Origin of the sequence: Waddlia chondrophila WSU 86-1044 (genome assembly GCF_000092785.1) — a bacterium.
Taxonomy (GTDB): Bacteria; Chlamydiota; Chlamydiia; order Chlamydiales; family Waddliaceae; genus Waddlia; species Waddlia chondrophila.
Genome location: NC_014225.1, coordinates 28,460 through 51,863, shown reverse-complemented (window position 1 = coordinate 51,863; position 23,404 = coordinate 28,460). Strand labels below are relative to the sequence as shown.

The window sequence follows — 23,404 nt, the reverse complement described above, 5'->3', positions numbered from 1 at the left end:
TTATTTTGAAATTTTTTAAAACTTTAATCATAGTGTTCATATGGATGCTCATAATCCCTCAGATCCCTTCGATGATCCATCGAAGCACGTGAGAAAGAAAAAAAAGAAAATCAAACGAAAAAGCGCTTTGGAAGCGCCCCCTTCCAACATGTCTGCAGCTGGTGATTCGGAAATCGACACTATGCTGAAAAAATTGCGCAATATGGATGACGATCTGCAAAATCGCATGGAAAAGATTGCAGAGCTCAGCGGCATGTCCACCAAAGAAGTTAAGCGTTTTATAGAAAACCCCGATAACTTTCCCTCTGAAGAGTGGTCCCGCATGCAGCGGAAAAAAGACGACTTGGAGAAAAAAATTTACGCAGGCATCGGAATTGAATACCAAAAAAGAGTGCAGCAAAAAGAAAAAAAAGAAAATGCAAAAAGGAAGGAGAGGGAAAACCCTAGGCTCTAGGAAAGGGTGGATTCAAATGTAGATCCTATTATTTTATCTATCATCCTGATATTCTACAATCAACCAATTTTGAGAAAACTGACCTATGATTAACCGCATTGACATTTTTATGCCTCCGGTCAGCCAATACGGCGTTTTGCCCTATCTGACTAACGAACTTCATCAAGCTTTTGTCAGACAAGGCGTTGTATGTAAACTGCTAGTCGCTGAGCGCAACAATCCTGAACCGTTCCTTGAATCGATCTTTAGAGATCCTCCAGATTGCACGTTTTCCATCAATGGACTTTTACCCGACGAAGCAGGACAATTTTTTTGCGACATGATCAAAATCCCTCATGTTGCCTGCCTGACAGAAGGTTTTACGGAATTTAGCGTCCTTGCGCACAACAAACTCAATGTAATCACTTGCCCCGATGCTTTTGGCTGCCACTATTTCCAAGGCTTAGGGTGCAGCCAATCGATTTTTATGCCCCAAGGAGTCAGCCGGGAGCTGAAGCCAGACCTCTTGCTTTCTAAAAAATACGAAGTTCTTTTTGTCGGTTCATGCATCGACTACGAATACATTCGCGAGGAGTGGAAAAAGAAATACCCGAAAGTGATCTATCATGCTCTCGAAAACGCACAAGAAATCGCTCTTTCTGACTACTCGACAAACTACATCGAAGCTCTTGTTCAAGCATTGAATGCCGCTTCGCAAAAAGAAGAGCTCGATACAAACAGCTTCAATATGCTGGAAATCATTCAAGAACTTGAACTATTCATCAAAGGCAGAGACAGAGTTGAGTTGATTCGATCCATTAAGAACGCCCCTGTAACTCTATTCGGGGGCGCGATCGGCATAAAAGGCTGGGATCACTATCTCAAAGACAGAAAGAATGTGAACATTCATTCTCCCATCCCATTCGAGAGTGCTCTGGAAGCGATGAAAATGAGCAAGATTGTCCTCAACAGCAGCCCAGCTTCTAAAAATGGCGCTCATGAAAGAATTTTCTCAGCTCTTGGGGCCGAATCCTTTCTACTCACTAGTCAGAACACCTTCATGGATCATCATTTTGTCAATGGCCAAGACCTTGCCTACTATATCCATGGCGAATGGAGCGACGTCGACGAAATCGTCTCTTTTTACCTTGAAAATTACCAGGAACGGGAGGCTGTAGCGAAAAACGGAAGAGAAAAAGCGATGCAGCAGCATACATGGGATCACCGTGTGCAGGAACTTCTAAAACAGCTCCCCCCTCTCATCGAAAAAGCCCGTGCATCACTCAAATGATTCTGACTCTCAATTGCGACTCTCTAAAACGATGGTTTCTCGAGTATCAACGCGATCTTCCATGGAGAGACTCTCGAACTCCCTACGCAGTCTGGGTATCAGAGGTGATGCTTCAGCAGACCCAGGTTGCTGTCGTCATTCCTTACTTTCTCAATTGGATGGAGCAATTTCCCGACATTCCATCACTTGCAAAAGCTGATCAACAAGAAGTGATCAAAGCGTGGGAAGGACTCGGCTACTACTCGCGCGCACGCAACCTCCATGCAGGTGCTCAGTATGTCCTGGAACAATTCAACGGCGTCCTACCTTCAGATCCGCAATTGCTCAGTAAAATAAAAGGGCTTGGACCCTATACAATTGGCGCCATCCGCAGCTTTGCATTTCAGCAAAAAACGGCAGCAGTCGATGGAAACGTTCTGCGCGTAATCGCACGCTATCGCATGCTCAATGAAGACATCTCAAAACAAAAAACGGTCAAAAACGTCAACGATTGGTTGGAAAAACAGCTGCCTGATCAAGAACATTGGCTAATCAACGAAGGATTGATCGAGCTTGGCGCCACCGTCTGCAAGCGAAAACCCGATTGCTGCTTGTGCCCGTTGCGAGCGGGCTGTCAAAGCTATCTCCACGGAAGGCAACATGATTTTCCCATCAAAGAAAACCGCGTCTCTTCAACTTCTCTATACAGATTGGTGTCTGTCATTCACTGCAACGGCAATTATCTAGTCAAGCAAGCAGCAAAAGGGGAGATCATGCAAGGGCTGTATGAATTTCCCTATTTTGAAACAGGGCCTCGAGGCTGGAGTGAAAAAAAAGCACTGCGTGAAATTCAAGAATCGATGGGCTTAAAGTGCCAGTTAATCGATTGTCAACTGCCAATCGTTAAACATACCTTCACAAGATACCGAGCCTCATTGACCCCGTTTTTATTTGATACGAACCATCTAAAAGAGGTTGATCGTTGCCAATGGCTGAGTGCAAACCAACTCAAAAATCAGGCGTTTTCCTCTGGCCATCGAAAAATTTGCGATTATATTCTCTCAGCTTAAGATACTTGTAATAAGCCGTATGCCCATTGTAGAAAGAGATCACAGCCCCTTCAAATCCCCCCATAAACCCTCTTTTTAGAAAAAAAGATTTAAAAAAACCATAAAATCCATGAGCGATTGCTTTACCCAATCCTGAGCGCTTTTTTCCTACATTTTGCTTGGCGAAAAGCTCTGAATATAGCTGCATTTTCTCTAAAAATTGGTCTATTGAATCGTAAGAGTAGTGTTTAAGCGCTCCTTTAAATGATTTAACCCGCAACCCTTGTGCGATCACTGCTTCATGCACCTGTTCATCGGAAAAGCAAGTAGATCCGCGATGATAGAGCCGAACGACACTTTCAGGATGCCAGCCACACCAACGAATCCATTTGCCGTTAAAGAAATTGTGGCGGGGAATGGAGTAAACGCAGCGAGGATCAAGAGACTCTTCCATAATTTCCTTGATAAGCTCCGGACTTGGCACCTCATCGCTGTCAATTGAAAGGATCCAGTCATTTTTTGCTCTTTCACTCGCAAAATTGTGGGTTGGGCCAAATCCTGCAAACGGTTTTTCGTAGAGCGAAACATTTGAATAAGCACGCGCGATTTCAAGCGTGCAGTCCGTGGAACCCGTATCGCAAACAACCACCTCGTCAAAAGAGTGAAGAGAATCCAAAATCTCTTTCAAATGCTTTTGGCTATTTTTGGTCAAAATAGTGACGCTGATCATGAATTTATCCCGATTAAGTGGTAACATACCAAGTTTGACCAAGATCATAAGGCTTGGAATAATTTTTGAAATAGCGATTCACGTACTCAAGCGGAGAGGAACTTCCTAAAGAACCAACCTTGCCCTCATATTTTCTTGAGGAGATCAGCTTTCCTTTAGGATCTTTCATATGATAACAAGAGACAAGATTCAACCCAAGCTCTTTAGCTCTTTCTCTTGCATAAGAATAAATGGCGTGTTCCAACGAATAATCGTTATTTTCACCCCCTAAAAAATTTGCCTCTTCAATAAAAAGTACCGGCTTTTTATTCACTTCATCCCACATCAATTGAAGCTGCGTTTCAGCTACTGTAACACCCTCTTCATCTTTAATCAGAATCGTATGGATCTTGCCATCTCTGATAAAAGCAGACATTCCGGATACACGCTCAATCCGTCCACCTAAATGCACACAAGTGTGTGTATCGTTTCCAATAAGAAGAATATCCGAAGGGTCGTTAGCTTCTACAATTTTAAAATTTGCAAAACGCCTCGTTGCTTCTGAATAAAGACCTTTGACTGTATAATCATCCTTAGATGGATGCATCCACTTGTCTTTCAAACCAGGCTGCACTTCAAAAACCTTTTTCAGCGTCGGATTTGCATCCGTCTCATGACGCAGCTCATCATAGGTGCCATCTAGCAGCGCTTGAACAATTGCCTTGTTGCACTGGATTAAATCTGATCGATATTTCGCTTTGACTTCATTAAGCCTGCCATGGAAAGCAACTAAAGCCCAAGGGGCTCTCAAACGTTGAATCTTTTCAAATGCATCTGGAGGCAGATTTTCTAACTCAAAAATTTCTTTAAAGACATCTGTGACGATCCGCTCATCACTAAGATGAGGATATTTTTTTTCACTTCCAATTCGCCTCAAATACTTGGAAACAAAATTTTTATCATTCAAACTCAAAAGCATGCGCAAAATATTCTGAGCCGAATGAAAATGGCTGCCCTTATCCTTTTTAAGCTTGAGCAACTCTTCTCTTTCAGAATCAGAGATGAATCTCATCTTTTCCAATGAGGCAATCTCATTTTTGACATTTTGAATTTGAATTTGACTTTCTAACCTTTTAACCCTTTTATTTCCATTTTGAATTTCACCTTGTTTTTGCTTAATATTCCTTTTTTTATTCTCGATCATTTGATCGCGTTCCTCTGCATTTTTAGGCTCTCCCTTTTTCCTTTGGACAGGTTTTCCAGCTTCGGCAATCCTTTGATCTAAATCAAAACTATCAAGCAAAGAACCAAGAGCTTTTTCTTTATCCGAGTCTTTTAACTCGCTCTGATGAATTTCATGCAGGGTTGCAATGAATGAAGTCTGCGTTTGACGGTTTTTAAAATAGCGGTCGTTTGAAATTTCCATCAACCTGGCAAGCAAATCCTCGTCGTCTGTAATGAGCCGGGCAACCATATAGGGAAGTGCTTGACGATTATCATTTTCATATTTCTTTTTGGCAATATCTTCGTAAGTATCTGGATCGTTTTTGGCAGTTGTTACGATTAAATGGATCAAGGACAAGCGAAGCAAGGGATGACGAACCTTTATGATCAGCTCAAGTATTCTTGTGAAATGCTCGGTCATTTTGTTCAATTCAACTTGTTGATGCGCCGAACAAACGAGAAGCTCAGAAAACATCTCGATATATTGCTCGATAATAATTTCCTGCTTTTCAGGATCGTCTGTAGGAATTTCCGAAGTCACTTTTTCAAGCACTTTTTTAAGAATTTCAATCGCTTGATCGTTACCGACCATTTTGTCGATCACCTTTTCGCAGGCAACCTTTAAGTGAACTACAGTTTCCACGCCAGTCTGGCTGTCCTCTTTCATTTTTTCAAACGCATGGGTAATTTCTCTTTTCATTTGTTTATTCTTTACATCCAGCCACATTCCTTCTGTACGATAAAACCATTTAGGCTCAATCATCGCTACAACTAAGGTGGGTACTGCGCATAAAAAGACTTGCAAACACTTGAAACACTTCAATAAATCATGAAGAGCATCCTTAGGTTTCAATTGCACAAGTTTATACGCTGCCATCGGGACATAATGCAGAGCATCGAGCAAATTAAAAATGGGCATTGCCAATGCGATAGTTCTTCTGATCACGTGTGCCCAAATAATGTGGATCTTTGTTCGCTCGTTTCTGTAACAGTACTCAATTTTTTTCACACCCCAATGAGACAGGCTGCCTTCAGGGCAAAGAAAAATCATCCTGTGACATTTTTGAAAATTTGTAAGTCCGTCTGTTTTGTATACGCTCATGACAACACCATTTAATCAAACTAAGAAAAAAAATTAACAAAAACATATTAATATTTTATAAATACAAATAATTAATTGAATATTTTCTGTTTTTTTTTGTATAATAACTAATTCTATTTAAGGACACGAAAAACATGACTGTAAATTTTACGTTTTCAGGTAAAAATGATCAACTCTCGCATGAGGAATTAGAATCGCGTTTGATTGCTCTTCGCAACGCAAAAAAATCGACTCATATTATAAAAACTGATCTAACCGTTAAAAAATTTAATATCGTTTCTAGAATCGTATGGATATGCCTCTCCTTTTTTCCATCGCTGCGAAACTCCCTTTTTGATACCAACCTAACTCTAACACGCAAATATTTAGAACAGCTGGATCCACAAGCATCATCCGGACGCATGTCCAGCTTACTTTCCGAAGTATTTGAAATCGTCAATCCGAGCCCAGACAAACCAAAATCGAAAAAGAAACGTCTAATCAAAACATCTCAAGGGATTTTTAACGGCTTGAATTGGCGCGTCCGATCGGAACGGTATGTCAAAAAGTTAAATGAGGAATGCCCTCCGGCTATTCAATTCAACACCGGAAAACTTTCATGGGCAACAATCGGCGGAAATTGCTCCGCTATTGCTCTTGATGTGATCAACCACTTTCTACGATCTTCCGATAAGCAACCAGTAGAAAAAAGACTAAAGAAAATCATTAAAAAGTTCCGTTCCGGGGGAGACTTGATCGAAATGCGAGCGAGGCAGGGAGCTTTCAATTGTATTGAATTCAAAAATATTTCCTCCTCCGATCCTATCATCCAAAAAATTCAAGCACTTGCAAAATTCCACAGCCTTTCAGCAGTGGAATCAACTCCTGCTTTTGATCTTCTCAAGGATTTAAAACAGAGTTTCTCAGAGATCGCAAATTCTTTAAATAGTGGAGTTTATTTGCTTAGAATCATCAAACCTTCAGAAAACGAGAAGAAAGAAGTTCACGGGCACAGCATGGTTTTGATCAGATGTAATGAAGGAGATTATTTTTTCGATCCAAACAAAGGATTGGAAAAAATCGAATCCCTCTTGGATGAAAGATTATTTGAGCATCTCAAACACAACTACAAACGGTTTGAGATTTCCCAGGCAACCTTTATAAAGATTACTCTTTAAGATCGCTCTCTTCGAGATTAAATTTTTTTAAAATATCTTTTCTAATTTGCTCTTCATCCGGTGCGTCTCCAAGAGCCTTTCCCATAAATTCTTCGTAATCCCTGTCATAGTCATCAAAACTTACCACCTCATCGCTACAGTGTTCTTCCAGAGCTTTGATAACCCTTTCCACATGCCCTTTGACATCAACAGGCTTCTCCATCCATTTCACTTCCCCTTCAGAGTTGACAACAAAGGTTGTGCGGATAATTTCATCTCCCTTGAGAGCGCCGAAGCTGCGGAACATATCCTTTTTTTCATCGCTTAGGAGAGAAAACTCCAATTTATTTTCTGTTAAGAATTTTTTATGAGAGTCCACGCCGTCGGGACTGATGCCGATGACAAGCGCCTGTTTTTCATCAAAAACAGCCATGCTATCTCTGAAGGAGCACGCCTCATCTGTGCAAATAGAAGTGCCGTCTTTAGGATAAAAATAGATCACTAACGGGGTTCCGATCACATCCTCGTCCGTTACATCGAATCCTTCATGATCTTTTGCCAGAAATGGAGGAATCTTGTCTCCAATTTGAATCTCTTTTTGCTTGCCAGCCTGTTCTTCTTCAGCCATGATATACCTAACGTTGATCACTCAACCCGATATTATCAAATGAAGCCGTTTGGTCAACATTTTTTTTATAAAAGATCTCAAGGAGTGACTCATGGAATCCCATCTCATTGAGCAAGAAATAGAAAATGCTCATTTAACGATCACGCGCCGTTTGAGGAGAAATAGGAAAAGTTCTGCGATCCGCTCCTTGTCAAAAGAAACACGGCTGCATCCCAGCGATTTCGTCGCCCCAATCTTCCTGCTCGAAGGTAGAGGAATTAAAGAGGAAGTCTCTTCGATGCCTGGGGTCTATAGATATACTATTGACCAAGCAATAGAAGAAATAAAAGAGCTTTATGACGCAGGAATCCGGGCTGTTGACCTATTTCCCGTTGTCCCCTCTGAACGGAAAGACTCCTTTGGATCAGAAGCGATCCGCTCAGACAACCTTGTCTTAAGAGCAATCGAAAGAATTAAAAGCAAAGTGCCGCAAATGTGCGTGATGGTCGACATAGCTCTTGATCCCTATACAGACCATGGACACGACGGGCTGATTAATTCCGAGGGGATTGTGATCAATGACCTAACCGTGCGCCTGCTGGCAAAAATGTCTCTTTTAGCAGCACAAGCTGGAGCTGACGTGGTTGCACCGAGCGATATGATGGATGGCAGAGTCGCCCACATTAGGCAGTGCCTGGATGAAAAGGGATATGAAAACACCAGCATTCTTTCTTATGGAGCAAAATATGCTTCATCGCTTTATGGCCCTTTCAGGGATGGCATTGGCTCTTCCCTTAAAATAGGGGACAAACAAACCTATCAAATGGATCCGGCAAATATAAGAGAAGCGCTTCTCGAATGCAGTGTAGATGAATGGGAAGGAGCAGACATGCTGATGGTCAAGCCCGCGCTTGCTTACTTAGACGTCATTACAAAGCTACGAGAACAATCGGATCTTCCTGTCGCTGCCTATCAAGTAAGTGGAGAATACGCAATGATTATGGCTGCAGCGGCAAAAGGGTGGTTGGACGCCGATAAGGTGATCATGGAAACGCTTTTGTCAATCAAACGTGCAGGCGCCTCGATCATTTTCACCTATGCAGCCAAAAGGGCGGCTGCGATGATCAATACATAATGCAACGCTCTCTTTGATCTCGAATTCGCCAGTATAATCGATTACCTGTCAAAGCGATGGCTCCTACATCTCTTAGCCAGGCCGACATCCCCCAGCGATAGCGGTTGCGACAGGAGCAAGGAAGGAAAATATCAAGAGGAATGGAGATACCGACGCCTTTATCATGATAGAGCTGCCCATTGACATAATCTTTGCCATCCGTATAGGTATACCAAGCAAACAAACGCAAGCCGCTGGGGTAGTAACGGGAAATTTCTGTTTTCACCCCCCAATCGTCTGCTAGAAATTTCCCTCCTTTCAATTCAAGGTCTAAATCCAACTCTTCAAAATTGTAATAAGCGCTAATAAAGTATTGTTTAGGATAAAAAGGTTCGACATAAGTAGGAGCATACCCTTCCAGTTTTCTCACTTTATTGGTGAACCCCACCCCCCCGTAGGTACGCTTTCTCAAGTATGCCCCCTCAACACCAATGGCAAAATGGGAGTTGATGGGATAAAACAACCACTCACCGGCAACTCCGCCATACGCCTCTTCAAATAAGCCTGCCGCCGCACGTAAATAGTGTCCGCAGCCAAGGTTCCAGCTCTTTTCGATATACGCTTCATTGACAGAAAGCCCTTCCCGCTTGTAGTAATTAACGCTATCGGTACGGACATTAATCAGTTGCGACGGATTGATTTTATCAATATCCGATACATCGCAAAGATTGCCTGTGATCGGATATCCAAGTAAAACCGAATAATACCAGTCATTCCAAAAATATCCGCAAACGCCTAAATGCACACCTAACAAGTATTTAAATTTCCCTTTTGCGCTTCCAAAAGCTGTATAGGTTTCCGGAAAGATCGACCAGCAAAAACGGGGTCTTTCCTCTTTGTAGATCAATTGTTTGCAACAATCATCGAAACAAGAAACTTCCCGCTTCGGGCTTACCACTGATAACTCATAAGGGCACATTTTATCATCAGCAAACATCTGCAAGAACTCCATTCGATAGTGATATTCTTGTACGGGAAGTCCATCCGTCTGCAGTTCCACAACAACCAGATCGATATTTCGGGGAGCAATATTGGCAAGAAGCTGGCTTAACCTCTCGCGAAACCACTCTTCGTATCTCCAGACGCAATTTTCCACTTCCAAACGCAAAATGTGCTGGCCAAAAGCATCCGTAGAAAGCCAGACACGCAGCACGTTGATTCCCTGGCACTCAAACGTCGTATAGATCTCCTGCGCCAGCACATCGCAAGGGCGCAAAGGTCCAATCGGTTCCAGATTCTTCGGAGCGCAATAAGGAAGAGGATCATCGATTTTCGGCAACACTCCCGAACATGTGCCAAGAGGGAAAAAAGAGGAAAAAGAAAACGCCCATTCCTCTCCCCGCACATAGCTCGCAGAACAATCAATGCGGTCCCAAAGGCGGTATTTGACACCATAATTAATTGGTGAAGAGACAGACCGGCCATCGGGATGAGGCTCCCGTTTTTTGGATTTGTAGGGAATAGCGTCATACTCAGCAACAAAAGCAAGATTTTCCAAATAACGGTTGTACGATTTGCGAAACGGTACCCAGGATATCCCCCCGAACCATCCATCGATCCGCATATCGCCATAACCCAAGCTCGCTTCCAAGTTCCACTTGGGAAACACTTGCGTTAAGACAACATAACGCGCCTCAAAAGCTTTGGTACCGATGAAGTCCTCCCATCCGACCGCAAGGCCAGGCACCGCATAATCGCTGTCTTCCGGAAACCAAAAAGCAACCTTAATATTAGCGCCCTTATCGGAAAAATCTCCAAATCCATGTTTCGACAAAGCGGAATCATCAATTCCACGAAAAATACGGTAGTTTCCCGATAGCTCAACATGCCTGAAGGGTTGAAGGCGAACGTTGAAGTTCTCATAAGGAGGAACCTTGGACCAGCCGACGCCCATCTCTCCTTCTTCTCCCATTCGCGAAGAAGGCATATTCCAATAGCCGCCGTAGAGAAGATGATTGAAATAGACAGGAACACGATCATTCAACCTGCAGTTAACCCAGTCGACAACCATCAAATCTTTCGCAAGACTGCTTTCATCTCCGCACAATCCCATTTCCGACATCAACAATAAAGGAAATAGCAGAAAGCACAATCCTAACATTTTGATGTTTTTTAAAAAAAAATAGATCGGCATAGTAAGACGAACAAATTAGGATAAAACAGGAAAAAGGATACTGCTATGCCAAAACAAATTCAAGAGATGATGAAAAATCTTCTGCCATTGTTATTGATTTTTGCAGTCAGCTTCAATCTTGAAGGAGCCTCTCCTCCAGCCTCTTTTACATTCATGATTGCAGATCTAAAGCATAACGACGAAGAAGGCATTAAAATATGCGAGTTGCAGGCAGGCTCCCTTTCGGCATTTAGAGGATATGATTGGCTAACGGGTGAGCCTGGAGCTGTTTCAAAAAAGGTGATGAAAATGCTTAATCAATTTGGACACTCTCTTTGGGTACTTTCTGGATCGATCTCAGATCCGTCAATCCAAAAGGAAATGAAGACGCAAAAAGTCAACGTTACCAAAAATCTCTCAGAACTCTATAAAAACAAAACATTTATTCAACAAGCCAACTTGCCTGTTAAGGATCCGTATGATCTGTCGAGCTATCCTGTTTTACTGATTGCAAGCCCTAAACGTTTTCAGAACAACCTGGAATCATTTCAAGAGCAATTTCCAAACGTCTTGATCCTGGATCTTCCAAGTTATCCTTATTGGAAAAACAAGTATGAAATGTCTCTATTACTCAGGGAAACTCCTGAGCTGGAGCAAATCAAACCGCATTGGGAACTGTTCAGCAGAGCCATGACTTCTGAGGAAATTCAATCCAGCCACACGCATTTCTCCTCGGAATACGTCGTGATTAAGCCGCTTAACGCTTTTCTTGGAAACGGAGTGATTTTACTTGAACGAACCAAGTTACCCGAAATCTTGCAGCTCATTTGGAAATCTCCTAAAAAATTGCCTGATAGTTCTGATAAGGGATACAGTTATTGGAAAAAAGCAAGAGATAAGCATCTGATCGTCGAAGAGTTCCACCTTTCAGATCCTGTGGCCGTTTCTCACTTAAAAGGCAAAGAGTATGACCCGACTCTTCGGGTCGTTTTTATGCTCTGGCATGAGCATGGGGAGATACAGATGGATTTTGTTGAATTGCATTGGAAGCTGCCTAAGAAATCTCTTTCAGAAAAAGGTTCCTTCAGTGAGAAACATAAATCGTATGGACAAATCCCTCACTTCGCTCTGGTAGAACCAGAAAGGGAGGAAGCAATCAAGCATCAGCTGAGAGAAACAATGCCATTGCTTTACGCTAAAATGCTGGGATGGGAAGATCTCAATCACGATTAAAAAGGATATTTCTATGTCAAAAGAAATGATAAAAAAACTGCTTCAATTATTATTATTTTTTTTACTCAGTTTCAATCTTGAAGGAGCCTCTCCTCCCGCCTCTTTTACATTCATGATTGCAGATCTAAAGCATAATGACGAAGAAGGCATTAAAATATGCGAATTGCAGGCAGGCTCTCTCTCGGCATTTAGAGGATATGATTGGCTAACGAATGAGCCTAGAGTTGTTTCGAAAAAAGTGATGAAAATACTTAATCAATTTGGGCACTCCCTTTGGGTATTTTCTGGATCGATCGCAGATCCGTCAATCCAAAAGGAAATGGCAGAACAAAAAGTCAATATTGTCAAAAACCTTTCGAAGCTTTGCCAAAACAAAACATTTATTCAACAAGCCAACTTGCCTGTTGAGGATCCGTATGATCTGTCGAGCTATCCTGTTTTACTGATTGGAAGCCCTAAACGTTTTCACAACAATCTGGAATCATTTCAAGAGCAATTTCCAAACGTCTTGATCTTGGATCTTCCAAGTTATCCTTATTGGAAAAACAAGCATGAAATGTCCCTATTGCTTAGAGAACCCCCAGAATTGGAACAAATCAAACCGCATTGGGAATTGTTTAGCAGAGCCATGACTTCTGAGGAAATTCAATCCAGCCACACGCATTTCTCCTCAGAATACGTGGTGATTAAACCACTTAATGCTTTTACCGGATCTGGGGTGATTCTACTTGAGCGAACCAAGTTACCCGAAATTTTGCAGCTCATTTGGAAATCTCCTAAAAAATTGCCTGATAGTTCTGATAAGGGATACAGCTATTGGAGAAAGGCAAAAGATAAGCATCTAATTGTCGAAGAGTTCCATTTTTCAGATCCTGTGGCCGTCTCTCACTTAGAAGGCAGGGAGTACGATCCAACGCTGCGAGCTATTTTTATGCTTTGGCATGAGCATGGAGAGATACAAATGGATTTTGTTGGACTTTATTGGAAACTACCTGAGAAATCTCTTTCAGAAGAAGGTTCCTTCAATGAGAAACATAAATCGTGTGGAAAAATTCCTTATTTCGCTCTGGTAGAGCCGGAAAAGGAAGAGGCTATCAAACATCAGCTGAAAGAGACCATGCCATTGCTTTACGCCAAAATGCTGGGATGGGAAAAATACGAACCTATCCGAATAAAAAATTTGGAACTACATTAGAGAACATTTTTTAGAAAGTCGATTTATTTTCAAGGACGACTCATTAAGAAAGGTGAAATCCTCTCTTCAAGTCCTGAAAAACGCCGGCAACATTTACCAAGAGCTTCGGCGATGACAGTCTCTTCTCCCCAAAGCGTGAGTTTTTTCTTTGCCCTCGTCACAGCTGTATAAACCATTTCTCGGCCAAACCACTCGCTTCCCTGAGGCATTACAAGAAAAACATGTTCAAATTCGCTGCCCTGGCTTTTATGCACAGACATGCAAAAAGCATACTCGAAAGCCGGAAGCAGCAAAGCAGGGATCGAACGATCTCCAAAAATCGCGTAATCATTTTTTCCCAACGCATAAGGAGTGCTACCTTTTTCGCGAACCAATACGCCCGTTTCCCCATTAAACAGCCCTCTTTTTGCATGATTTCTTGTGATCATGATAGGAACTGCGTATTCTTCTCCATCTCCTGCTTTTTGGTAAGCAAATTGAAGAAGCTTGCTGTTAAGCTGGTCTACGCCAAATATGCCGTTTCGCAATGGAGACAGCACTCTAAAAGCACTGAAAACTTCTTGTGTATGTTCCAACGTGAAATGTATCGGAAAAAAACGCAAAATTTCTTGGATAAGCGTCAATTCCTGCTCCCAAACCATTTGCGACTCCGGAATTATCCGTTCGACACACTTGGGATAAGAGACAACTCTTCCCTCATTGACCGCTTTCCCAAAATTGACAAGCTCTTTCAATTCCACGCGCAGGCACTCTTCCAACCGCACAATAACCGATGGATCGAGAAAACGGATCATGTCGGAAAATAATGATCCTGCCTCTACAGAGGGTAGCTGATCGGGATCTCCAAGAAAAACAAGACGTGCCCCCTCTTTAATGGAAGGCAAAAGGGATGCCATCAATTTTACATCGATCATCGAACACTCATCAACGATGATCAAATCGTAAGGAAGTTTTTTGACCGGGGGATACACATAAGGAGATTCTGGAGAAAGGCCCAAAAGCGCATGCAGCGTATAGGATTCCACACAAAAACCATCAGAACTGCCTAAAGATGAACGCAGCTTAGATGCCGCCTTTCCTGTAGGAGCTGTGAGCGCTATTTTAGGCAAACGTTCCTTAAACATTTTCGAATACAGAGAAACAATAGCACCTGCCGTATGCGTTTTTCCAGTACCTGGGCCTCCTGAAATCACGCAAAATCGTTGTCTAAACACCTGACAGACCGCCTTCTTTTGCAAAGCATTCAATGGAGATTTCTTAAGAAAATCTTCCAATAAGCAATTCTCAGCCAAAAACTCAGGAGATTCGATAACAAGCGGCAATAGATGTGTAAGAAAATGCGATTCAAAGACCCAATACTTTTGCAAATAAAGAGATCTCCCATGTTTGCAAATCGGCTGCTCTGGATAGGTTTTCGAAAAAGAATCGACAGATGTGCAAATCGTATTGGGAATTCTGTCAAATGCACCTGGAATCTGCTTAAGGAGCTGCATGAGTTCAGAAGGAATATCCTCCTCGCAATCTCTTAGCCAAATTTCTTCAGGCGAAGGGGATAATCCAAGAGAGGTTTTCTTTATGCAAAGATGTCCTTCGCGCGCAGATTTTGTTAAATGGCAAATCAACGCAGCTAAAAGCTCATCTGCCTCTGAAGTCGATTCAAGCAGCATTTTCGCAAATTCCAAATCCACGACAGACAACGCTTTCAATTTCACAGCCGATTCAAGAGTAGAAAAACGATGGGGGAATGAATTTGACGCCATACTTGGGCAATCCTCTTAAATAAATATAATAAACCCCTCCAAATATCTCCTGAAAAGGTTTTTTATGTGAAATTTCTAAATATTTCTTCAGCGCTTCCGTATAGATTTCCGCTTGTTTAAAGTAATCGTGGTGATTCATCGAATCAACTAAAACATCTTCACGATAAATCTCTGAAGAGGTTCCCAGCCAATTACTCTTCCAATCCAAAAGATAAAACTTTCCTTCATGCGCGAACATGAGATCAATAAACCCCTTCATATAACTTTCTAAGTTATATGAATATAAAAACTCGGTTTCAAATTTACATTGATTTGGATCGATATCTTTAAGGGCGCATCCCTTGATAAAAGGCGTGGAAACTGCGTGGAAAACGATTTCAGCAAGAACATCTTTCCACTCCTCGTACTGAGTTCCCTTGATGAATGGGGTGATCGAACGAACTGCATCATGACAGATCACCTCAAATGGAATCTCTTCCAAAAGTGTGTGTAGAAGGGTTCCCGTTGCGCTTCCGGATGGCAATGTATGGCAAGATTTTATGCCATTGTCAAATTGATGAGGAGCTCCCGATTGATCGGAGGCAACAACATTAGCTAGCCCCGAAAAAGATGTCATCATTTTTGACACTGCTCGAACAACAACTTCTGTCGGAGCCATCAACTTGGGAGCCTCCAGATCCTCTTCTTTCAACAAATCAAAATCGACATCATTGAGAACTGTGTAGGAAAGCAGCCGATTTTCCGAAGATTCCTTTAAAAAGCTCTCCAATGGCTTTGAAAATTGCCCGACAAAAAGTTCCATTGGAGATAAAGTTCCGGAAGCGCCATTTGACTTGCAATCGATATAGGGGATGTACAACCGATACTTAGAACGAGTGCAAGCCACATATAAGCTGCGCATTTTTTCCGCATCCTTTTCATCTCTGTACTTAACAAAGTCAGCGCTCTCTTGATCAAGTACAAACCGCAAATACCCGTCTGCTATATAATAGAGATCATCTTTTTTCGGCCGATTGACTAGCCCCAAAGCAAAAACAATATCGTATTCCAACCCTTTGCTGGAATGGATTGTGATGATCTGTACGCAATCTTGCCCCGTATCCAAACGCCTTTTCAATTCTTCTTCACTTTTAGAAACGTCGAATAAAAATTTTTCAAGAAATGAAATCGCTTCTGAAGGGGTTTTAGGACTATCAAGAAGCAGCTCCATGACATGTTGAAAATCAGCGTAAAATTGACTGCCGTTTTCATCTTCCAAAAGAGTTTCTAAAACGGTTTTAGAACTGTCTTTCCATCGAGACATGAAAAGTTTTTCCATGCAAACAGACAACCCATCGCTTTTCCATATCTCATCAAGCTCTCGAAATCTCGCCTGCACTTCCGCATAAACGGAATCCTCATCCAGTTGAAGAATTTCATCGGCAGTCCATCTTAAAAAAGGCCCTCCCAAAGCCACTTTCATTGAGCTTTCGTCTCGATGATGCATAATTCCGTAGAGAAGCTCCCTCATTGAAGGAATGACCATTGATTCTGAAATAGGCTCCACTCTTTGCCTTTGAGAAGGGAGATTCCATCTCTTCAAGTACTCGCTCACGCGTTTAGCTTGATGTCTATCTGCAACCAGTACAGCGAAAGAATTCAGCGGAATTGAATGCTCTTTTCTAAGACGTTGAATCTCTTGCACGATAAATGGAAAAAACGCTTCATCTTCACTGTTTGTGACTGAAAATTTTTCCGTTTGATGAATACACCAGTGCAATGCCGAGAGGTTGTCCTGAAAAACGCGATCGATTTTAGAATCATCCCACTGGACAGTAGGAACATTCATATAGGTATTAAGCCTAGGCAGCGGCATCCACCCTTCTGAAAACGGCGCGCTGAAAAGATGGTTCAAAGCTTTGACCAACGAAGGCTGGCTGCGGTAATTTGTATCGAGAGAGTAGAGGTTTTCTCGGCCAATGGCGTCAGCTGCTTCTAAGTAGGTGTAGATGTCTGCTTGTCTAAAAGCATAAATCGACTGTTTCGGATCTCCAACTAGATAGAGGCGGCCCCATCCGGAGTCATCCGGAGGAAACGTTTTTTTGAAAATCTCCCATTGTCTGGGATCTGTATCTTGAAATTCATCAACAATCGCCGCGCGATATCGGCTTCTTACATCTTTTAAAAATTTTTCCTCTTTGAGCTTTTGCCTCATTAGTTCTAACAAATCGTCAAAATTGTGCAGTTCCTCCTCCTCAAACTGCCTTTTCATCAATTGTTTGCAATCGTACGCCATGCGCGCAATGCCATAATTTTTATACTTAAACTGGCAAAGCTCATCGTTTAATATTTCTGGAAGATTAGGGTAGTGAAATTGATCGTCAGCGGGGAATTTCACTTTTTTATTGGCTGGATTGAGGAAGTGCAATAAGCCGTGGCCATTTTCAACTAAACATTCAAAATCGCTCTCATCAACTCCGTTTTTCTTTAGAATTTCGGGCAAAATAATCAACTGAGATTTATCAAAACCATTAACCTTCATTGATTTAGAAAAAACTTCAAGATCCTCTCTCAGTTTGATAGGCTCCAAACAATGCACTTTTTTCAGACGTTCGATACGATCTTTAAAATGGATGAAAAACTCATTCCGGGTGGGCGTTTTTTCGATCTCCACTCCTTCCGCTATCAGTTTCCCTAACGTTTTTTCCAACCGCTCCACACTCCCACGTTGAGAGCTTAACGCAAAGTTTCGATGCTGCAATCCGATCCTTTCATCGCTCAATCCTGTGCGAAAGTAATCCATCACACACTTTTTATATGTGTCTTCACGAATCCCTTTTCCTTCATTTTTCGGATCGGGATGAACGCAGCCATCCATTCCATGCTCGGCCAACATACGGTAGCAAAATCCATGGATGGTGAAAATTTGCGCTTCGTCAAACCCTATCAACGCTCTTTCAAGGAGACGTATTGCAGGCCTTTTTTTTCTTTCATCCCGATCTATCGGCTCTAAATAATCAAACCTTCCGAGCACCCCTTTTTCAAGGGCATTTACGACATTTTCAATAGTATCCCTGACCCTGACTCGAAGGTCGCTTGTCGCCATTTTGGTGAAAGTTACAATCAAAATCTCATCTATCCTCAAAGGATGCTCTCCTTCAAGCAGCAGGCGCACAACAAGATTTTCAATCGAAAACGTTTTTCCTGTTCCGGCAGACGCTTCTAAAATGATGTGGGAGTCAATCTTTGTTTCCCTATTTAAAATGTCAAACCGATTCATCTCTTCTTTCCGCTCCACTGGGCAATCGGCTGGGAAAACAACCGCTTTGCCTGCTCTGACCATGCAGCATGCATTTCCTCGGAATCCAACGCATTTCCTCCACGGCATATCCACTTCACTTCATCATTATAGAAAAAGTCTCCGTTCAAAGAGAGGTTCAATGCTTTCTCGAGCTCGGAAGCTTTTTCTTTGGTCAATGCCTCCACCCATTCAGGAATGAGGGGAGAAACCACATGAGATGCCTGATTGAAATAAGAAATATAATCTTTTAAACTCTCCAAGCTGGATTCCAGCCACGATTCTTTTCTCTCTCCACTTCTGATAAATAAAAGATCTTTTCTAAAAGGAAGTGCGTGCTCTTCAATTGCACGACACCAGATGAGATAGAGAGGCCATAGCTCAACGATATCCCGCTTTTCCCCTTTTTTATAGGCAATCATCCCTTCTAAAGATCCCTCTCCCAAAAACCCTTCCAATCTGACAAATCCGGATTCTAGCTCAACGATCAACGGCGGCAAAACCCAACGATTTTCTTCCTTTCGAGGGGTTGAGCAGGTTTCGCAAAACTGGATCTCAAAAAGATCGCTTGGCTTTAAAGACAACTGCGTCATATTTTCTGCAACTGAGGCAGCTTCTGCTGCTGCCTTTCTGATAGACAAATCCCGAAAAGGCCCGACAGGGATCATTCCTTCCAACTCGGCGATCTGAAGCATCTTATCCATTGATATCCGCCATGATTCTTTGCGAAATTTAGAAAGATCAAGCGGAGACAAAGTAAGCGTTTCCTCTGTAGAAGTCTCCTCTTCTTCTTTAAGAAAGATGCCTAGCCTTTTTTGAAAGTAGAAGCGGAATGGATTACGGGCCAAACGCTTAATTTCTTTGACATCGATCACCTCAAATTTTTGATTTGTCAGAGAAGAAGGGGAGTGGAATGCCGGCAAAAATCTGTAGGAGCTTTTGTTTTCAACCTTGTAATAACTGAGTGCTGCAAGATAGTCCGGCATGGAATAAGAGCGTATTTTTTGTCCTTCCTGAAAATATTTTTTATCAAAAGAGTAAAAAGGGTGCTCGTAAACAATAGATTCAGAAGGTTTCAGGCCGCTGATGGAAAACGACTGGTCGAGATAATGGACAAGCTCTGAGATCAGTAAAGAGCATTCATTAAGCTTTTCCCCTCCTTGCTCTTTTTTATGATAAGAAAGAATCAAGGACTGCCTGGCAGATAAAACGGCTTCCAAAAACAGATAGCGATCAAATTCCGTCGTGCTTGGAAAGGGATCAACCCCTTTCTGAAAATACAATTGATTGAGAATTGTTTTATCCTCTTTACGAGGGTAATTTTCTTCGGACATCCCCATCATCACCACAACTTTTGCCGGCACAGCCCTCATCGGCAGCATTGAACAAAATCTGACAGCTTGAACATAATTTTCGCGATCATGTACCTCTTGCAACTCCAAAGCTTTTTTTAGATGGAAAATGACCGTAGAAAATGGATAAAAATCTTTTGCTCCAGCGTCTGCGATTCTTAAAAGTTCAATAGATTTGGCAAGAGTTTCCGCCTGAGCCTTTTCCTTTTCTGAAGCTCTATTCCATGAAAAGTATTGATTTAGCAAATAGAGAAGATATTCCGACCATTCATCAAGCGGCATTTTTTTTCCTGAGCTTAAGAGAGACAAATCCTCCCTAAGCTTCCCGATCAAAAACGCCCATTCTCCCAAAAGCTCCTGATCCGAAGCTGCGACTTCACGAAGAGGCCTGCGGTTAAAGCGGGCTTTCTCCTCAATTCCGGAAGGAAGAATCATCGCCGTTCCCAAAAGAAGCCGATCAATCCCCATCTTCCACGTACCTGCTGCACTATTGTCCAGCATCCCTTTTTCGCAATGGTTTCTCAGCAAAATTTCGGATCGGTGCCGTGCATCGATTCCCCATCGTATTTTCGTATCCCGAACCCATTTCCCGATCTTTTCCACTTCTGTTTGGGTCAGCCCCTGTTTTTCCTGGAAAGAGAAGAACGAAAATAAATTAAGAATCGATTCATTTTCCCAACGCGTTTCAGCTAGATCCAGTAAATGGAAAAACCCTTTGACCACATCGCTTTGATCCAACAGGTTGAGATCCATGATCTGGCAATTTAACTGACTTTGAGGCGATTGGAAGACGGCTCGAATCATCGGCTCATAAACTTTGATATTGGGAGCCATCACCACGATATCATAAGGGTCTATCTCTCGATGCTGGTCAATGATGCCCAACAAGGTTTGGTACAAAGCCTGCACTTCCCGCGTTTTTGAGGTTGAAACATGAATTTGAATCGAGTTATCTTCCTTGAAGCTTCGTTTTTCGAGGAATTTTCCGTTCCGCAATTTGAGAAGATCCATCTGCAGCGCTTGCAGACAGGTAGACTCTTGGTCTAGTTCACGGTAGTTTTCATCTGTCTGCAGCGTTGTTTCCTCTATCTGCGCTGCCATAAGCCTGCCCAACTTCCCCCAATTTGCCAACAGAGGGTTGCGCTCAAATAAAAGCTCTGTCGCTTCGGATAATGCTTCTGCCGACATGCCTTGATTTTCCCAGCAGCGGATCAATCGACTGTTCTCCTTATCAGAGAGCAAGTCGCTCCAAAACACTTCGCAGGGAGATAAAAGATAATAGCAAACAGGCACATGTGAAGATAAGGAGCATAACATTTGATGCTGTTGTCTCGAAATGTAACTTAAAGCAAACAGATGGACGGTGATGTTTCCCTTTTTCCAAAAAAAGCTTTCTGGACCAACCTTGCCAACGATCCGCTTCCATAAAAGCTCCTGCCAGCCAGCCGGTTCCCCTTTTTGCCACCTTTGAAGCATTTTCCGCCCATATTTTTCATATTGGGCAAACAGAACTGCAAGCTGATCGGAAAGAGAAACAAGCCTTTTTTCCCCTTTGCCGGTGAGATTCTTTCGTCTCTTATCCAAAAGATGATCTTTAAGAGGCTTCCAAATTTCACTCTTCTCGCTTTTGAGTGCCTGGCGTATTTCTCTTTCAATACTCAAGGCCAGCACCACTCTAGAAGGCAATTGAAATGCATTCTCTTCCGGATCTTCCAGAAGCTTTTGAAGACGCTGCATTGCAGGCTCTAAAAATAAACATTCAATTCCTGCAGCCACCCCCAAATCCTCAGCCAGCTTAAGGGAAAGCCAGTTCTTCATTACCTTACTAGGGACAACGACAACCCTGATAGTGAACGGATCAGTATCTGACGTGAACAACTGTTCTTTAAGCCTCTGATACAGAATTTCAGTCTGGTTGCTTAGAAGAACTTGAATAGAAGGACTCATACCATTGATTCACAAACCAACGAGCCGAATGAAACAGAAGCCGGAACATGAATTTTATTGAAAAGACGTTTGAAAAACCTGGCTTCTTTTTCTTTAGCCCCTTTTTCAATCGACACCGGAATGATCGGAACAGCTAAACTTTGAAACGAATAAGAAGCTGCCAATTTTTCCCATTCAGTACAGACATCAGCATGATCGACAAAAATGCAAACAGAAACCCCTCGCTTCAACGTTTCTTTAATCTCATCCAAACGTTCATGCTTTAACGGTTCGATAGAGGGGATATTGACAATGCGAAGCATTTTATACAGCTTTTTCAACCATTTTGCATGCTCTTTCTCCCGTTCAACAAAAAACCGGAGCCGCTGCCTTTGCGCCCCCAAGAGAAGCAAGGTGTCATTCCAGGCTGTATGAGTACAGATATAGATAGCCGGAGAATCAGGAAGATTTTCTTCACCGGACAGTGTCGTGCGGAAATGAAGGCGGGATAAAAGCATTCCCACATAGCGGCAGGTATAATCAAAGTATTGAAACAGCATTGCAATCATCACAACGAGTGTGATTGCTCCCATAACGGTAAACCCTTTATCTGCATCAAAGCCGAAAACACCAGAGATGAGATACAGAAGCAAGGAAGCCAAAAGAACGCCGGCAAAGCTTAAAAAATTGGTTGCGGCAACCACTTGCCCTCGGTAATTTTTTGGACTACTGACCTGAATAAAAGAGTCGAGAGGAACGACAAACAACCCTCCTAAAACACCCAGCATAAAGATGACCGGGAGAACAAGAAGGAGGTGATCGGAGAAAAAATCCAATAGAAAGCTGGCTGCGGAGATTCCAAACCCTGCGACAGGGACAAGCCCAAGCTCAACAGATTCTCCTGAAATTTTCCCCGATAACAAAGACCCGACGCCTATTCCCAAAGCCATGACAAGGAAAAGATATCCGCCTTGAATGTCTGTCAGATGCAAAGTATTAACAGAGTAGGGGATCATGTTTAATTGGCCATACGCTCCGATAAAAAGAAAAAAGGCCGATCCCAGGATCGCTGTGAAAAGAGAGGGAATTTTTAATGTTTTTTTTAAAGTTTCTACAATCTCAACCATAAAAAAGACATTGAATCGTTTGTGAGAGCCGGAAGGGGGAGTGTACTCAATGCAAAAACTCGTGATCAAACCGATTAGGGAAAGAGTCCCGCAAAAAAGAGCGGCGAATAAAAAATTGCGGCTTGTGATATCCAGAAGAAACGATGCAAAAAATGTTCCCACAATAATTGCTAAAAACGTAAAGGAAGTCATCAAACCATTCGCATGAGAGATCTTTTCTGTCTTGACAAGCTCCGGAATAATCCCGTACTTGGAAGGTCCAAAAATTGCGCTTTGGGTTGCTAGAAGGAAAAGAGTCAGCCACGATCCCCAACGACTTTCAAAATAAAAAGCAGCAATTGCTCCGGCCATGACAAGCAACTCCAAAAGCTTCGTTAAAACGATGATGTTCCGTTTACTGAAGCGGTCTGCCAACATGCCTGAAGATGCTGAAAAAAGGAGAAAAGGGAGGACAAAAATCGCTCCGGACATTGAAAGAACCCAGTGGCTGTCTTGAATCCCATCCAGCTGCAGAAAAAAAAAGACAATGAGCAGCTTGAAAATATTATCGTTCAAGGCCCCTAAAAACTGCGTAACATTGAGATAGGTAAAAGAAGAGAGTCTCCGAATTTTTTCGGAAGAAACCTCTTTAGTCGATAGTGCTTTTAATTTTTTTTTCATCATTTAACTAGAACATATTAGGAAGGCATCATACCAAAAATTCTTCTAAAAATCAAA

Annotated in this window: 15 protein-coding genes; 7 read left to right on the top strand and 8 right to left on the bottom strand. The window is 42.3% G+C overall.

From position 1 onward, the window contains the following. Positions 1–40: 40 nt before the first annotated feature. From WCW_RS00200 to mutY, 3 genes are all read left to right on the top strand, one after another. Complete coding sequence (locus tag WCW_RS00200; RefSeq protein WP_013181150.1) at positions 41–454, top strand: hypothetical protein; 414 nt, start codon at positions 41–43, stop codon at positions 452–454. An 85-nt stretch (positions 455–539) separates the two neighbouring features. Next, on the top strand, positions 540–1,724 hold the full coding sequence (locus WCW_RS00195) for a glycosyltransferase family protein (protein WP_013181149.1): 1,185 nt from the start codon (positions 540–542) through the stop codon (positions 1,722–1,724). After that, positions 1,649–2,773: an A/G-specific adenine glycosylase gene (gene mutY, locus WCW_RS00190; protein WP_013181148.1), complete on the top strand. Its 1,125-nt coding sequence runs from the start codon at positions 1,649–1,651 to the stop codon at positions 2,771–2,773. The genes WCW_RS00195 and mutY overlap by 76 nt, the downstream gene beginning before the upstream one ends. Here mutY and WCW_RS00185 read toward each other — a convergent pair. Both WCW_RS00185 and WCW_RS00180 read right to left on the bottom strand, forming a co-directional pair. Next, positions 2,712–3,482 carry a glycosyltransferase family 2 protein gene (locus WCW_RS00185; RefSeq protein ID WP_013181147.1) on the bottom strand — a complete coding sequence of 257 codons (771 nt, stop codon included), beginning with the start codon at positions 3,480–3,482 and terminating at the stop codon, positions 2,712–2,714. The genes mutY and WCW_RS00185 overlap by 62 nt on opposite strands. 13 nt (positions 3,483–3,495) lie before the next feature. After that, positions 3,496–5,787, bottom strand: a complete 2,292-nt coding sequence (locus WCW_RS00180; RefSeq protein ID WP_013181146.1) for a hypothetical protein — start codon at positions 5,785–5,787, stop codon at positions 3,496–3,498. Positions 5,788–5,921: 134 nt separating this feature from the next. Between WCW_RS00180 and WCW_RS09600 the strand changes: the two genes are divergently transcribed. Beyond that, the gene (locus WCW_RS09600) at positions 5,922–6,944 is read left to right on the top strand and encodes a hypothetical protein (RefSeq protein ID WP_013181145.1); all 1,023 of its coding nucleotides are present in this window, start codon (positions 5,922–5,924) and stop codon (positions 6,942–6,944) included. On the opposite strand, the gene WCW_RS00170 is transcribed toward WCW_RS09600, so the two are convergent. Then, entirely contained in the window at positions 6,934–7,551 is a 618-nt protein-coding gene (locus WCW_RS00170) for a peroxiredoxin (RefSeq protein ID WP_013181144.1), read from the bottom strand. The two genes, WCW_RS09600 and WCW_RS00170, sit on opposite strands and share 11 nt — an antisense overlap. Before the next feature lie 91 nt (positions 7,552–7,642). On the opposite strand from WCW_RS00170, the gene hemB reads away from it, so the two are divergent. Next, positions 7,643–8,665: a porphobilinogen synthase gene (hemB, locus tag WCW_RS00165; protein ID WP_013181143.1), complete on the top strand. Its 1,023-nt coding sequence runs from the start codon at positions 7,643–7,645 to the stop codon at positions 8,663–8,665. Here hemB and WCW_RS00160 read toward each other — a convergent pair. Further along, positions 8,655–10,805 (bottom strand): YjbH domain-containing protein, encoded by a 2,151-nt coding sequence (locus tag WCW_RS00160; protein WP_227738815.1) that lies wholly within the window; start codon positions 10,803–10,805, stop codon positions 8,655–8,657. The two genes, hemB and WCW_RS00160, sit on opposite strands and share 11 nt — an antisense overlap. 78 nt (positions 10,806–10,883) lie before the next feature. On the opposite strand from WCW_RS00160, the gene WCW_RS00155 reads away from it, so the two are divergent. Further along, complete coding sequence (locus tag WCW_RS00155; protein WP_013181141.1) at positions 10,884–12,050, top strand: hypothetical protein; 1,167 nt, start codon at positions 10,884–10,886, stop codon at positions 12,048–12,050. A gap of 13 nt (positions 12,051–12,063) precedes the next feature. Continuing rightward, positions 12,064–13,245, top strand: coding sequence for a hypothetical protein (locus WCW_RS00150; RefSeq protein WP_013181140.1), 1,182 nt, complete (start codon positions 12,064–12,066; stop codon positions 13,243–13,245). Positions 13,246–13,274: 29 nt separating this feature from the next. Here WCW_RS00150 and recD read toward each other — a convergent pair whose 3' ends face one another. Genes recD through WCW_RS00130 form a run of 4 tightly spaced genes read right to left on the bottom strand, consistent with a single transcriptional unit; the run spans position 13,275 to position 23,350 of the window. After that, a complete protein-coding gene (recD, locus tag WCW_RS00145; RefSeq protein WP_013181139.1) occupies positions 13,275–15,005 on the bottom strand; it encodes an exodeoxyribonuclease V subunit alpha in 1,731 nt (576 codons plus the stop codon). Further along, the gene (locus tag WCW_RS00140) at positions 14,965–18,372 is read right to left on the bottom strand and encodes a UvrD-helicase domain-containing protein (RefSeq protein WP_079891139.1); all 3,408 of its coding nucleotides are present in this window, start codon (positions 18,370–18,372) and stop codon (positions 14,965–14,967) included. Before WCW_RS00140 ends, recD begins: the two co-directional genes overlap by 41 nt. Then, positions 18,261–21,581, bottom strand: coding sequence for an exodeoxyribonuclease V subunit gamma (locus WCW_RS00135; RefSeq protein WP_013181137.1), 3,321 nt, complete (start codon positions 21,579–21,581; stop codon positions 18,261–18,263). Before WCW_RS00135 ends, WCW_RS00140 begins: the two co-directional genes overlap by 112 nt. Beyond that, the gene (locus tag WCW_RS00130; protein WP_013181136.1) at positions 21,578–23,350 is read right to left on the bottom strand and encodes an MFS transporter; all 1,773 of its coding nucleotides are present in this window, start codon (positions 23,348–23,350) and stop codon (positions 21,578–21,580) included. Before WCW_RS00130 ends, WCW_RS00135 begins: the two co-directional genes overlap by 4 nt. Between the last annotated feature and the right edge of the window lie 54 nt (positions 23,351–23,404).